15 protein-coding genes are annotated in these 13996 nt (G+C 65.2%); 13 read left to right on the top strand and 2 right to left on the bottom strand.

Annotated features, from left to right (window positions below):
• Positions 1–3 precede the first annotated feature (3 nt).
• From NH8B_RS13160 to NH8B_RS13120, 9 genes are all read left to right on the top strand, one after another.
• Positions 4–213 carry a YgaP family membrane protein gene (locus NH8B_RS13160; protein WP_014087737.1) on the top strand — a complete coding sequence of 70 codons (210 nt, stop codon included), beginning with the start codon at positions 4–6 and terminating at the stop codon, positions 211–213.
• 54 nt (positions 214–267) lie between these two features.
• Positions 268–1509 carry an NAD(P)-binding domain-containing protein gene (locus tag NH8B_RS13155; RefSeq protein WP_014087736.1) on the top strand — a complete coding sequence of 414 codons (1242 nt, stop codon included), beginning with the start codon at positions 268–270 and terminating at the stop codon, positions 1507–1509.
• Positions 1510–1585: 76 nt separating this feature from the next.
• A complete protein-coding gene (locus NH8B_RS13150) occupies positions 1586–2326 on the top strand; it encodes a 4'-phosphopantetheinyl transferase family protein (RefSeq protein WP_014087735.1) in 741 nt (246 codons plus the stop codon).
• A 117-nt stretch (positions 2327–2443) separates the two neighbouring features.
• The gene (locus NH8B_RS13145) at positions 2444–2593 is read left to right on the top strand and encodes a hypothetical protein (RefSeq protein ID WP_232503465.1); all 150 of its coding nucleotides are present in this window, start codon (positions 2444–2446) and stop codon (positions 2591–2593) included.
• A 122-nt stretch (positions 2594–2715) separates the two neighbouring features.
• Positions 2716–3606 (top strand): LysR substrate-binding domain-containing protein, encoded by an 891-nt coding sequence (locus tag NH8B_RS13140; protein WP_014087733.1) that lies wholly within the window; start codon positions 2716–2718, stop codon positions 3604–3606.
• 189 nt (positions 3607–3795) lie between these two features.
• Positions 3796–4545: an SDR family NAD(P)-dependent oxidoreductase gene (locus tag NH8B_RS13135; protein ID WP_014087732.1), complete on the top strand. Its 750-nt coding sequence runs from the start codon at positions 3796–3798 to the stop codon at positions 4543–4545.
• Between the two features lie 82 nt (positions 4546–4627).
• The gene (locus NH8B_RS13130) at positions 4628–5956 is read left to right on the top strand and encodes an MFS transporter (protein WP_014087731.1); all 1329 of its coding nucleotides are present in this window, start codon (positions 4628–4630) and stop codon (positions 5954–5956) included.
• Positions 5957–6010: 54 nt separating this feature from the next.
• On the top strand, positions 6011–6865 hold the full coding sequence (locus NH8B_RS13125) for a transketolase (protein WP_014087730.1): 855 nt from the start codon (positions 6011–6013) through the stop codon (positions 6863–6865).
• Positions 6866–7864 (top strand): transketolase family protein, encoded by a 999-nt coding sequence (locus tag NH8B_RS13120; protein ID WP_014087729.1) that lies wholly within the window; start codon positions 6866–6868, stop codon positions 7862–7864.
• Between the two features lie 103 nt (positions 7865–7967).
• On the opposite strand, the gene NH8B_RS13115 is transcribed toward NH8B_RS13120, so the two are convergent.
• Positions 7968–8921, bottom strand: a complete 954-nt coding sequence (locus tag NH8B_RS13115; RefSeq protein ID WP_014087728.1) for a LysR family transcriptional regulator — start codon at positions 8919–8921, stop codon at positions 7968–7970.
• Positions 8922–9057: 136 nt separating this feature from the next.
• Here NH8B_RS13115 and NH8B_RS13110 point away from each other — a divergent pair, with 136 nt between their 5' ends.
• Both NH8B_RS13110 and NH8B_RS13105 read left to right on the top strand, forming a co-directional pair.
• Positions 9058–9603 (top strand): flavodoxin family protein, encoded by a 546-nt coding sequence (locus NH8B_RS13110; RefSeq protein ID WP_014087727.1) that lies wholly within the window; start codon positions 9058–9060, stop codon positions 9601–9603.
• 13 nt (positions 9604–9616) lie between these two features.
• Positions 9617–10021 carry a carboxymuconolactone decarboxylase family protein gene (locus NH8B_RS13105; RefSeq protein WP_014087726.1) on the top strand — a complete coding sequence of 135 codons (405 nt, stop codon included), beginning with the start codon at positions 9617–9619 and terminating at the stop codon, positions 10019–10021.
• 143 nt (positions 10022–10164) lie between these two features.
• Here NH8B_RS13105 and NH8B_RS13100 read toward each other — a convergent pair whose 3' ends face one another.
• A complete protein-coding gene (locus NH8B_RS13100; protein WP_014087725.1) occupies positions 10165–11139 on the bottom strand; it encodes an AraC family transcriptional regulator in 975 nt (324 codons plus the stop codon).
• Positions 11140–11312: 173 nt separating this feature from the next.
• Here NH8B_RS13100 and NH8B_RS13095 point away from each other — a divergent pair, with 173 nt between their 5' ends.
• Complete coding sequence (locus NH8B_RS13095; protein WP_008953530.1) at positions 11313–11771, top strand: (2Fe-2S)-binding protein; 459 nt, start codon at positions 11313–11315, stop codon at positions 11769–11771.
• Positions 11772–11784: 13 nt separating this feature from the next.
• On the top strand, positions 11785–13995 hold the full coding sequence (locus NH8B_RS13090) for a xanthine dehydrogenase family protein molybdopterin-binding subunit (RefSeq protein ID WP_014087724.1): 2211 nt from the start codon (positions 11785–11787) through the stop codon (positions 13993–13995).
• The last annotated feature ends 1 nt before the right edge of the window (position 13996 follow it).

Genomic DNA, 13996 nt, shown 5'->3' with positions numbered 1-13996 from the left:
ACCATGTTCTATCAGAAAAATCTTCCGCTCTGGGAGCGGGTGCTGCGCGTCCTCGCCGGGAGCGTCGTGATTGCCGTGACCCTGTCGCTGCCGCTGGCGGGCTGGTTGCGCACGCTGATCATCGCCAGCGCCGCGGCCTTCCTGTTCTTCGGCTTCATCGGCTTCTGCCCGGCTTGCGCCCTCGTCGGCCGCAAACTGGACGCCAAGAAATAACCGGCGGCTACCGGGCCGATGCGGCCCGTTACCCTCAATAAAGAGCAACACACCATGATTCAAACCATCGACACCATCATCATCGGCGGCGGGCAGGGCGGCCTCGCCACCAGCTATTACCTGAAGCAGCAGGGCCGCGAGCACCTGATCCTCGAACAATCCGACCAGGCCGGTTCGGCCTGGCGCGACGGGCGCTGGGATTCCTTCACGCTGGTCACCCCGAACTGGGCGTTCCGCCTGCCGGGAGCCGAGTACAGCGGCGACGCGCCGGGCGGCTTTCTGCATCGCGATGAAGTGGTCGACATCTTCGCCGGCTACGCCGCTAAGTTCGACCTGCCGCTGCGGCTCAACACCCGGGTGAGCGCGGTCGAAGCCTGCCCGGAGGGTGGCTTCTGGGTGCGCAGCGCGGACGCCACCTACCAAGCCCGCCACGTGGTGGTGGCCACCGGGCTGTTCCAGACGCCGCGCATCCCAAGGTTGGCCGAACACGTTCCGGCCGGCGTCGTCCAGCTGCATTCGGGCGACTACCGCAACCCGGCCCAGTTGCCCGAGGGTGGCGTCCTGGTGGTCGGCAGCTCGCAGTCGGGCTGCCAGATCGCCCAGGAACTGCACCAGAGCGGCCGCCCGGTCTACCTGTGCACCAGTGGGGCGGGGCGCATTCCTCGCACTTATCGCGGCCGCGACATCTTCGCCTGGGCGGCGCAGATGGGCTTTTCCGAGCGCACCGTCGACCAGCTGCCGAGCCCCAAGGCCAAGTTCGCCGCCAACCCGCACATGGCCGGCAAGACCGACGGTGGCAGCCTCAACCTGCACCAGTTCGCGCGCGACGGCATCCGCCTGCTGGGGCGTCTGCAGGATGTGCAGGACGGCAAGGCGCTGCTGGCCGGCGACCTGCACGACAACCTGGCCAAGGCCGACAAGTTCGAGGCCGACATGCTGCAGGGCATCGACGCCTACATCGCCCAGGCCGGCATCGAGGCGCCGCTGGAAACCGTGCCGCATTGGCAGGACGGCTATGCGCTGGAGGCGCTCCGCGAGCTCGACCTCGCGGCGAGCGGCATCCGCACCATCATCTGGGCGATCGGCTACGACTTCGACTTCGGCCTGGTGAAGTTCCCGATCTTCGACGAGGACGGCTACCCCATCCAGCAGCGCGGCCGGACCGCGCAGCCGGGGCTGTACTTCGTCGGCCTGCCGTGGCTGCACAAGCAGAAATCGGGCCTCCTGGCCGGCGTGGCAGAGGACGCCGCCCACATCGTCCAGAGCATCTGCGCCGAGCCGGTCTGCGCCGCGTGAGTCTCGCCGTCGGCCGGGCCTCCTGCGGCCCGGCTGGCTGGCTGCGCGGCAAGCTTGAGCCGAAGGGGGCGGGGCGATGCTGATCGACGACACCCCCGTCAGCCTGCGGCTGGAGCGGCTGCGCCCGGGCATCGGGCGGCAGCTGTTCGCCGGGCCGCAGCCCGTAGCCGTGCCGGCCTGGCCCGGAACCGCGTTGCGCCAGCTGTCGCTGCGGCGGCTGGACGCGCTGCTGGACGGGCTGGCGCTGGCCGGGGTGGTGCCCGCCTGCGCGCATGCCATCCGCCCCCGCCAACTGGCCCATCTGGCCGGGCGGCTGTGCGCCGAAGCGGCGCTGTATGCGCTCACCGGTCGCTACCACTCGGTTGGCCGGCAGCCTGACGGCGCGCCCTGCTGGCCGGCGGGCGTGCTGGGCTCGATCACCCACGATGCGCACGGTGCGCTGGCGCTGCTGGCGTACCGAAGCGACTACCGCTGGCTGGGCATCGACGTGGAGCCACTGCTCGACGAGGCCGGCTGCGAGGCGGTGCGCCATGCCTGCCTGACATCCCGCGAGCGCGGCTGGCTGGCGGCGGCCCGGCGGCCGGCGGCAGAAGCGACGCTGCGCTTCTCGGCCAAGGAAGCCTACTACAAGGCTGTGCAGCCGGTGCTGGGCGGGCCGATGGGCTTTCTCGACGTCGAACTTGCCCCGCTCGAGCCCGGCCGCCAGACGTTTCGCGTCGTGCCGGCGGCCAACCCCGCGACACGCGACGGCCTGCCCGTCCTCGAAGGCCGCTTCGTGGAAGAAGGCGGCCGCGTGGTGGCCGTCATCGCGGCCTAGCTGCCGCGAGGCGGAAACCTCCGCTACGGTTGCCGAAATACGCGCCGGCGCTTGCGGGAAGGGGAAGCGTCCTACCGGCGTTCGGCCTACCAACCGGGGCGCTGCAACGAGCCGCATTTGGATGCCTACGCCCGCCTGCTGCGCGCCGTGCAGGGCGATGTGTCCCGTGCGGAAGCGCTGATGAATTATGAAATCAAACGCGGATCGAAGCGTTCCCGTGCCGCCCTGGATGCGCTCGATCGTCTCATCCGGGATCGTGGCTATTGAGGGCATCCGTTGCGGTGTTCCAAGGGGGGAGGGCTTCGTCTGGCGATACCCAGTCGCTGGTTTGTTCGCTAAAGTGAGCCATTGACCGAAAAATTGCCTCAATCAGGCCCCCGTTAAGCCCTATGCGTATCCCACCGCTGAAAAGCATCATTGCGTTCGAGAGTGTCGCAAGAACAAAAAGCGTCAATCGTGCGGCCGAAGAGCTGGGCCTGACGGCATCCGCCGTGAGCCATCAGATTGCCAACCTCGAATCGAAGATTGGTCGCCCCCTGTTTACCCGCATGGGAAGAGGCCTGGTACTGACCCCCATCGGCGAACAGTACCTCTCCGAGGTAACGGGGTCGCTGGCCGACCTCAGCCGCGCCACGGAACGCGCGGCCAATCAGAGCGAGGTCGACATTCTGCGGGTGCATTCCAGTCCCAGCTTCGGGCTGATGTGGCTGCTGCCGCGCCTGACCTCGTTTCAGGAGATGAACGGCGACATCCAGTTGAACCTGGCCTGCTCGTACGAGGATGTCTCGTTCACGGGCGGCTATTACGACGTCGATATCCGTTATGGCTATGGGTACTGGAAAGACGTCGAAGTCAGGACGCTGCGCAATGAATACATCACTCCGCTGGCCTCGAAGGATTACCTCGCGAAATACCCGATCAAGACGCCGGAGGACTTGCTCGGCCAGCGCCTGATTTTTTCCGAGACACCGTTAGTGAAGTGGCAACAATGGTTCGGCCGCCACGGCGTAGCGGCTGCGCATACCACGTTCGACTTTTCATTCGACCGCTCCTACATGTCGCTGGAGACGGCCGCGCTGGGCATCGGCATCGCGCTGGAGAGCACGCTGCTGGCCTCGGTGCATCTGCAGCGCGGCACCCTGGTTCCCGTGTTTGACGAACACTATGCCGTCGAAGTGGGTGCACACCATCTGGTTTGTCCGTCGCAGAATGCCGATCTGCCCCGCGTGGCCCGATTCATCGAGTGGATTGAAAAGCAGTTGGGCCCCAAAAAAACCTGAGCTTTCGCCTTTTCCGCTCTTTTCTGCCATAACACGCTTCCTGGTCGGGGGCGTGTTTCCTGTCGCGAGCAAATCCGACAACCGATTTCACACCTGAAAATTTCTCAGCAATAGTTGAACGGGACTGCGTTGATCCTCCTCGTTGCCGGATGCAAAGTTGAGCCACAACAAAGTCACCAGGAGACAATGATGTTGCTGGAAAACAAGGTAGTGATCGTAACTGGCGCGGCTTCTCCGCGTGGCATCGGCAAGGCGACCGCCAGAGTGCTGGCCGCCAACGGCGCACGCGTCGTAATTCTGGACCTGCGCGAAGAGGATGCCGTGGCGGCAGCGCGCGACCTGGGCGAAGGCCATCTCGGCCTCGCCTGCAACGTCACCCGCAAGGAAGACTGCCTGGTGGCCGTGGCGGCCGTGCTGCAGAAGTATGGCCGGGTGGATGGCTTGATCAACAATGCCGGCATTACCCAGCCGCTGCGAGTGATGGACATCGCGGCGGAGAATTTCGACGCCGTGGTCGATGTGAACCTGCGCGGCTCCCTTTACATGTCACAGGCCGTGATCCCGCACATGAAGAAGCAGAGCAGCGGCAGCATCGTCTGCATGTCGTCGGTGTCCGCGCAGCGCGGCGGCGGCATCTTCGGCGGCCCGCACTACAGCGCCGCCAAGGCCGGCGTGCTGGGCCTGGCGCGCGCGATGGCGCGCGAACTCGGCGGCGACAACGTGCGCGTCAACTCCATTACTCCGGGGCTGATCCAGACCGATATCACCGGCGACAAGCTCACGCCGGAAATGCGCGCGGAGATCATCAAGGGCATCCCGCTCAACCGGCTCGGCAACGCCGAGGATGTGGCCAATGCCTGCCTGTATCTGATCAGCGATCTCTCTTCCTATCTGACCGGGGTGACACTCGACGTCAATGGCGGCATGTTGATCCACTAATAAACCGATAACGAGCCCGTCGCCATGTACGGCGGGCCGCTATGCCCGGAATGAAACCGGAGCATCTCTGGAGGAGAAAACCATGAAGTCAAAAAGCATTGTCGCGCCCAGTGCCGGCGGCATCACGATGCCTCATCAATCGGCGGATGCCGAGGCCAGGCTGTACGCCAAGGTGCAGTGGCGGCTGATCCCGTTCCTGATGTTGTGTTACCTGGGCGCCTATCTCGATCGTGTCAACGTCGGCTTCGCCAAGCTGCAGATGCTCAACGATCTGAAGTTCAGCGAGACCATTTATGGCCTTGGTGCCGGCATCTTCTTCCTGGGCTATTTCTTGTTCGAGGTGCCCAGCAACATCATTTTGCATCGAGTGGGGGCGCGCAAATGGCTCGCCCGCATCATGCTCACCTGGGCGTTGATCTCGGCAAGCTTCGTGTTTGTCAAAACCCCAACCTCGTTTTACGTCATGCGCTTCCTGCTCGGCATGGCCGAGGCGGGCTTTGCGCCAGGGGTCATCCTCTATCTGACCTACTGGTTTCCGTCGGTGCGCCGCGCCAAGGCCTTGTCGATGTTCTTCATGGCCATTCCGCTGGCGGGTATCGTCGGTGGCCCCTTGTCCGGCTATATCATGCAAGCCTTCCAGGGCTATCACGATTTGGCCGGCTGGAAATGGCTGTTCATGCTGGAGGCGCTGCCGTCCCTGGCGCTCGGCGTGGCGATCCTGTTCTATCTGGAAAACGGCATCGATGAGGCCAAGTGGCTCAACGACCAGGAAAAGGCACTGCTCAAGCACAATGTCGCCAGCGAGGGCGCGCACAAGGTCGAGCACCTGTCGATTGCCGCCTTTGTGCAAGACCGCCGCTTGTGGCTGATGGCGGCCATCTACTTCTGCGTCGTGCTCGGCCAGTACGGGCTCACCTTCTGGCTGCCCACCATCGTCAAGAAAGCCGGCGTGCAAGACCCGCTCTGGGTCGGCGTGCTCACCGCGCTGCCGTACATCTGCACCATCGTCGCGTTGCCGCTGATCGGCATGAGCGCGGACCGTCGCCGCGAGCGGCGCCTGCATCTGGCGGTTCCCATGATCTTGTCCGCCGCGGCGTTCTTGCTGCTGCCCCAACTGTCTTCCGTCAGCGCCTCGATTGCCTGCCTGAGCGTGGCCGCCGCGGGGATCCTGTCCGCCTCCTCGATGTTCTGGGCCTTGCCGAGCGCCATGCTGGGGGGCGTATCCGCTGCCGCCGGCATTGCCGCCATCAACTGCATCGCCAACCTGGCGGGCTTCTTTTCGCCGGCCATCGTCGGCTGGCTCAATGATCTGACCGGTCATTCCACCGCGGGCCTGGTGTTTATCTCGCTGGTCGTCTTCTTCGGTGTGGCCTTGGTGTTCCGCGTCCCTGCCAAGACCGTCAACCGCTAATCACTCGAACCCAAGGCGGGCATTCGCCCGCCTCCTCTATCACTGGAGACCAACATGGACAGTCCGTCGCATAAGCCGACGCCGACTCTGGCTGATCGCGCCTATCGAATTCGCCGTTACGCCCTGCAGATGGGGGAAGTGCAAGGCCAGGGCTACGTGGGCCAGGCCCTTGGCTGGGCCGACGTGCTCGCCGTCGCCTACGGCCACGCCATGAATTACCGGCCGGAAGAGCCGGAATGGGAAGGCCGGGACCGCTTCCTGCTTTCGCATGGCCACTACGCCATTGCCCTTTACGCAGCCTTGATCGAAGCCGGCATCATCCCCGAATCCGAGCTGGAAACCTACGGCAGCGACGATAGCCGCCTTCCCATGTCCGGCATGGCCACCTACACCCCCGGCATGGAAATATCCGGCGGCTCGCTGGGGCAAGGTTTGCCCATCGGCGTGGGGATGGCCCTGGGGCTGCGGTTCAAGAACAACCCGGCCTTCGTCTACAACTCGATGTCCGACGGCGAGCTGGACGAAGGCTCGACCTGGGAGGCGGCGATGTCCGCGGCCCACCACGGTCTGTCGAATCTGATCTGCCTGGTCGACATCAACAACCAGCAGGCCGACGGCCCCTCCAGCAAGGTGCTGGGCTTCGAGCCCTTGGCAGACAAATGGGCCGCCTTCGGCTGGCACGTGCAGCGCGTCGACGGCAACGATCTGCCCGCCGTGATCGAGGCCTTCGATACCGCCCGCAACCTGCAGACGGCCCAGCCGCGCGTCATCCTGTTCGATACCCTGATGGGCAAAGGCATTCCGTTCCTGGAACAGCGCGACAAGAACCACTTCATCCGGGTGGAGGCCGCCGAATGGCAGCAGGCCATTACGATTCTCGACCAATCCCAGCAACAGGAGGCCGTATAAATGAACACCGCCGAAAAGAAACCGCGTCTGACCACCTCGGCGATGATTGCTTCCATTGCCGCCGAGGGCCAGCGTGTCAAAAGCGCACCATTCGGGAATGCCCTGGTCGAGCTGGCCGCCTCTCGCCCCGACATCGTCGGCATGACGGCCGATCTGGCCAAGTACACGGATTTGCACTTGTTCGCCAAGGCCTACCCGCAGCGCTTCTTCCAGATGGGCATGGCCGAACAACTCCTGATGGCCGCCGCTGGTGGCATGGCCAAAGAAGGCTTGTTGCCGTTTATCACCACCTACGCGGTATTCGGCACCCGGCGCGCCTACGACTTCATCCATCAGGTCATCGCCGAGGAAAACCTCAACGTCAAACTCTGCTGCGCGCTGCCTGGCCTGACCACCGGCTACGGCCCCAGCCACCAGGCTACCGATGACCTGGCCATGATGCGCGGCGTCCCCGGGCTGACCATCGTCGACCCCTGCGATGCGCTCGATGTCGAGCAGGCCGTGCCGGCCATAGCGGCGCACAACGGGCCGGTGTACATGCGCCTGCTGCGCGGCAATGTGCCGCTGGTGCTGGACGAGTACGACTACCGGTTCGAGCTGGGCAAGGCCAAGATGCTGCGCGACGGCCGCGACGTGCTGATTCTCTCATCCGGCTTCATGACCATGCGCGCGCTCGAAACCGCGGAAGAATTGCGCAAGCACGCTATCGACGCCGCGGTGCTGCACAGCCCGACCATCAAGCCGCTCGATGCGGAAACCATCTTGCACGAAGTGGCCAAACCGGGCCGTCTCGTGGTGGTGGCGGAAAACCATTCCGAGATCGGCGGGCTGGGCGAAGCGGTGGCGCGCCTGCTGCTGTGCTCTGGCGTGCGACCGGCCGCGTTCCGCCAGATCGCGCTGCCAGATGCCTTCCTGGACGCCGGCGCCTTGCCGACCCTGCACGACCGGTACGGCATCTCGGTCGAGGCCATGGTGACCCGGATCAAGAATTGGCTATAGGCCCTGTTTAGCGATCTCTGATCGAAAAGGCTCCCGGCTCGTTGGGAGCCTTTGTTGTTGCTTGGCGTCATGCCCGTGATCGCCAGGAAATGTCGGCCCCCAATCAGGCGGAGAATGCGTGCAAGGCCGTCAACGGCACATGCAGGGCTTCGTCACGGGCAAATGCCTCGAGCAGGTAGTCGACGGTGGCGCGCACCCGTGGCGCAAGCAAGGCGCGGTGCGGGTATTGCAGCGCCATCTCGTAGGTGCCGGGGTGGTGGCAGTCGGCCAAGACCACCTTGAGCGAGCCGGCGCGCAGATGAGGCCAGGCGTGATGGATGCCCACCTGGGCGATGCCGAGACCGGCCAGCGCCGCCTGCGCCAGGGCCTCGGGTGCCGATACGGTGATGACGGCGGGGGCCGGCTCCCGTTCGTCCAGGCTGCCGTCCGCCAGCCGGAAGCACCACGGCGAGAGCCGTCCGCCAAGAAAACGCCGGGCGATCAGGCGATGTTGCGGCAGGTCCTGTGGCGTGCGGGGAACCCCGTACCGGGCCAGGTAGGCGGGAGACGCGATCAGTACCATGTTCAGGCGGCAAATCAGGCGCGACACCAAGGCGGAGTCGACGAGCTGACCGCCCCGGACCGCCAGGTCGTAGCCCTCCTGCACCAGGTCGACCCGGCGGTCGTCGAAGTCCACCTCGACGCTCAACGCGGGATGGCGCTCCAGCAAGCCGGGCAGGGCGGGCATCACCTGGTCGCGCCCGAAGGCGGCACTGGTCGAAATGCGCACGCGCCCGGCCGGCACCACGCGCTGCGCGGCCACGGTATCCACCGCGGCATCCAGCGCATCCAGCGCGATGCGAGCCTGTTCCAGGAAGGCGAGGCCCTCGGCCGTGAGCTTGAGCGAGCGGGTGGTGCGATTCATCAGGCGCACGCCGAGGCCCTGTTCCAGGCTGGCCACATTCTTGCTCACCGCCGCCGAGGAAATGCCCAGGCTACGTGCCGCGGCGGCAAAACTGCCACTCTGGGCGGCCTGCACGAAGGAAAGGATGGCGCGCACGCGCTGCGATGAATCCATGGAGCTGCAACCGGTGTTGAATGCTTCATTATCAACTTGAAGTTATGGAATCATCAACCAGGCCGTGCGTTCTGTTCGCGAATCGACTTGTCCATAATCGGCGACATCCACCACCCGATCCGACAAGGAGAACGCAATGCTGATTTCGATCGTTTACGACAGTGTCCATGGTCATACCGCCAAACAAGCCCAGGCCGTGGCCGAAGGCGTAGGCCAGGTGCCCGGAGCCGAAGCGCAACTGATCGCCGTGGCCGACGGCCCGATCCAGTGGGAAACGCTGGCCGCCAGCGACGCCATCATCTTCGGTTCGCCCACCTATAACGGCACGGTCAGCGCCCGCCTCAAGCAAGTCATGGAAGATTCCACGGGCCCGGCGTGGGTGCCGCAGACCTGGCGCAACAAGATCGCGGCCGGCTTCACCAACTCCGGCGCCCTGCACGGCGACAAGCTCAACAGCTTGATCACCATGGCGTTGTTCGCGGCCCAGCACGGCATGATCTGGGTCGGGCTCGACCTGTTCCCCGGCCGCACGCCGGATGAACGCAACCGCATCGGTGGCTGGCTGGGCGCGATGGCACAGTCCGACGACGTGTCGCCCGAACTGTCGCCAATCCCTAGCGACCTGCAGACCGCCGCCTACCTCGGCCAGCGTGTCGCCGAGATCACGCGCCAATTCAAGTAAGGATGGCACGGCAATGTCCACTCCGAATCCATGCCATGCCGCCATCACCATGGACGATGTGTGCTCGGTCTCACCGGCGCTGGCCCAGCTCACTCAGGACGCGATCGTCGGCAAGCTGTGGCAGCGGCCCGATTTGCCTGCCCGCGAGCGCAGCATGGTGACGCTGGCCGCCTTGATCGCGTGCAACCAGCCCCTGGGCTTGCCGCATTACGTCAATCTCGCGCTCGAGCACGGCATCAGCCCTGGCGAGATTTCCGAGATCGTCACGCACCTGGCGTTCTATGCAGGTTGGCCGAACGCCTTTTCCGCGGTGATGGCGATCAAGGACATCTTTGCCCAGGGGGGCATCGCCTTCGACCCGTTGTCTTCGGCAGGTTTTGACCTTGCCGCGGGCACGGTTGCCGGCTTTGGCGAGTGAAAGTCCAGATCACGGCACCGCTATTCGGCGGCACGGCGTTACTGGTGCTGGCCGTGCTGGTCATCGGTAAGGGCCGCCGCCTCGAACCCCAGACGTAATCATTGCCGTGAAGCAGGCGGGAAGGCCGCCTGCTCGCCGTGGCGTCACGCCGAAAGGGTATCGATCCGTTGCATGTTTTCGTCGGCCGAGGGCTCCACTCCCATGGCCTGGAGCAAGCCCATGATGTCGCGAGCCGGCGGCGCGCCGAACATCCGGTGATATTCGCGCCCGAACTGGGACGCGCTTTCATAGCCGACGCGGAAGGCGGTGGTCGCCGCGTCCAGGCGGTCGTTGAGCATCAGCCGGCGCGCTTCGTGCAGGCGCAGTTTCTTCTGGTATTGCAGCGGGCTCATCGCCGTCAGCGCCTTGAAGTGGTGATGGAAGGTCGAGGCACTCATCTGTACCGAGGCAGCGAGTTCTTCGACCCGCAAGGCCTTGGCGAAATTGGCCTGCAGCCAGTCGATCGCGTGCGCGATGCGGTGGCTCTGGCTGCCGGCCGTGGAGATTTGCCACAGATGGGCACCAAAATCGCTCATCAGCAGGCGGTACAGGATTTCCCGCAAAATCAGCGGAGAGAGCACCGGGATGGTTTCCGGCTCGTCGAGCAGTTCGATCAGGCGCAGAAACGATTTGAGAATCGCCGTGTTGGCCTGGCCGACCGCGATGCCGCGCGAGGTCGGCTGTGGGCGCGGGGGAGACAGATTGCCCTCCACCATCAACTCGGCCATCGCCTGCAAATCGATGGGCATCCACAGCGCCAGATAGGGTTGTTCCGGGCTCGCTGTCGTGATGTTCGCAATGGTCGGCACATTCACCGCGGTGACCAGAAGCTGGCCCGCGTGATACGAGAGCGTTTCCTCGCCGAGCAATACCCGCTTGCTGCCCTGGACGATCAGCGCAATGCCGGGTTCGAAAATGCAGCGGATCGGTTCGGACGGCATTTGCAGCCGGTATAGCGTCAGCCTCTGGATGGCGGTGACGTAGGGGGCTGCATCGCTGTTCACCCAATTGGCGATGGCGGCGGCCAGTTCCTGACGTACGGCTTCGAGCTGTTCCTGTTCGCGGGCCTGCTGTTTCAATTTCCACTCCTCAACGCTGCTGGCGGCCATGCTACATCAGCTGTTTCGTACTATCTTTCATTCTGCATGGAGGACGGAGGATTAGGCTAGAAAGTCACAGAATCCGACTATCCCCCGCCTGCGGACAGTCAGGACAATACCTTGAATTGTTTGCGTTCACTCGGAGCCACGTCATGATCACTCTCAACATAAACGGCCAGGCGATGCGTGTCGACGCCGCACCGGATACCCCGCTGCTCTGGGTGCTGCGCGACACGCTGCAGATGACCGGCACCAAGTTCGGCTGTGGCATGGCGCTGTGCGGCGCCTGTACCGTGCACCTCGACGGCCAGCCGATCCGCTCTTGCAGCACGCCGGTTTCCGCCGCCAAGGGCAAGAAGATCACCACCATCGAAGGAGTGGGCCACGACCGGGTTGGCCAGGCGGTGCAGCAAGCCTGGCAGCAGCTCGACGTGGTCCAGTGCGGCTACTGCCAGTCCGGCCAGATCATGAGCGCGGTGGCGCTGTTGCACAGCAACCGCAACCCGAGCGACGCCGATATCGACAATGCGATGGGCGGTAACGTGTGCCGCTGTGGCACCTACGTGCGCATCCGCGCCGCCATCCACGAAGCAGCCAAGCTGCTGGCCTGACCGGGAGAACACCATGACCAGCAGTATCGAAAATGTTAGCCGCCGCCGCTTCCTGCAAGGCGCGGCCGGCCTGACGCTGGCGGTCTATCTGCCGGCAGCCAAGGCCGCCAGCGCCGCCCCAGCGGCTAAGGCAGGCACGGCCGGCGCCAATGCGGCACATGCCGCCTTCGAGCCGAACGCCTTCCTGCGCATCGGCGAGGACAATAGCGTCACCGTCATCTCCAAGCATCTCGAAATGGGGCAGGGCACCTACACCGGGCTCGCCACCATCGTGGCGGAAGAACTGGACGCAGACTGGAACCAGGTGCGGGTGGAAAGCGCGCCGGCCGACGCCAAGCGCTTCAACAACCTGTTTTGGGGGCCCGCCCAGGGTACCGGCGGCAGCACGGCCATGGCCAACTCGTGGGAGCAACTGCGCAAGGCCGGCGCCACGGCCCGCGCCATGCTGGTGGCGGCGGCGGCCAAGCAGTGGAACGTGCCGGCCGGCGAGATCACCGTCGCCAACGGCGAAGTGCGGCATGCCGCATCGAGCCGCAAGGCGAGCTTCGGCCAACTTGCGCCTGCCGCCGCCGAGCTGACGCCACCGGCAGAGGTGAAACTCAAGGACCCGAAGGATTTCAAGCTGATCGGACAGCGCATCCCGCGCAAGGACAACATCGACAAAACCACCGGCAAGGCCGTGTACACCCAGGACATCCACCTGCCGGGCATGCTCACCGCCGTGGTGGCCCACCCGCCGCGCTTCGGCGCCAAGGTGAAGTCGTTCAACGCCGCCAAGGCCAAAGCCGTCAAGGGCGTGGTGGCCGTGCTGGCCATCCCCACCGGGGTGGCGGTGCTCGCCCGCGATACCTGGAGCGCCAAGAAGGGGCGCGACGCGCTGGTGGTCGAATGGGACGAAAGCCAGGCGTTCAAGCTCGGCTCGGCGCAGATTCTGGCGCGCTACCACGAACTGGCCGGCCAGCCCGGAGCCGTCGCCCGCAAGGCCGGCGATGCCGAACAGGCCCTGGCGGGCGCCGCCCACACGCTGGAAGCGTCCTACGATTTTCCCTATCTCGCTCATGCGGCGATGGAGCCGATGAACTGCGTGGTGCACTGGAGCAAGGACGGTTGCGAAGTGTGGAATGGCGACCAGATGCAGACCGGCGACCAGATGGCGCTGGCCAAGCTGTTTGGCCTCAAGCCCGAGCAGGTGCGCATCCACACGCTGTATGCCGGCGGCAGTTTCGGCCGCCGCGCCAACAAGGACGCGGACTACGTGCTGGAAGCCGCCCATATCGCCAAGGCGCTCAACCGGCGCGTTCCGGTCAAGCTGGTCTGGCTGCGCGAGGACGACATGCGTGCCGGCTACTACCGCCCCATGTTCCACCATCGCCTGCGCGCCGGGCTGGACAGCCAGGGCCGTCTGACCGGCTGGCAGCATCGTCTGGTGGGGCAGTCCATCCTGGGCGGCTCGCCCTTCGCTGCCATGGTCAAGGACGGCATCGACCCGGTCTCGGTGGAGGGGGCGGCCAATCTGCCCTATACCATCCCCAATATCCTGGTGGATCTGCATACCCCGACCGATATCGGCGTGCCGGTGCTGTGGTGGCGCTCGGTCGGCTCGACCCATACCGCGTTCTCGACCGAGACTTTCCTCGACGAGCTGGCGCATACGGCGGGGCACGACCCGGTGGCTTGGCGCCTGGCCATGTTGGCCGAACACCCGCGCCATACCGCCACGCTCAAGCTGGCAGCCGACAAGGCCGGCTGGGGCACGCCGCTGGCGCCCGGCAAGCCCGGCGAGCGGCGCGGGCGCGGCGTAGCGGTGCATGAGTCGTTCAACACCGTGGTGGCGGAGGTGGCCGAAGTCACGGTACAGCCGGACGGCAGCTTCCACGTGGACCGCGTGGTATGCGCGGTGGACTGCGGCATCGCCATCAACCCGGACGTGGTGCGGGCGCAGGTGGAAGGCGCGATCGGCTTCGCCCTGGCCCCGGTGCTGTATGGCGCCATCACGCTGAGCGACGGCAAGGTAGACCAGTCCAACTTTCACGATTACCCGCCGATCCGCATGGCAGACATGCCACGCGTCGAGGTGCATATCGTACCCTCCGCCAACAAGCCGACCGGCATCGGCGAACCGGGCGTGCCGCCGTTGGCGCCGGCGGTGGCCAACGCGCTCGCGGCAGCGACCGGCAAGCGCGCCCGCAAGCTGCCGATCAGCGCCGAACTGCTGAAGGTGTAGC

Origin of the sequence: Pseudogulbenkiania sp. NH8B, from assembly GCF_000283535.1 — a bacterium.
GTDB lineage: Bacteria > Pseudomonadota > Gammaproteobacteria > Burkholderiales > Chromobacteriaceae > Pseudogulbenkiania > Pseudogulbenkiania ferrooxidans.
The sequence above is the reverse complement of the archived record's forward strand: the minus strand, read 5'-3'. Positions and strand labels throughout refer to the sequence as shown.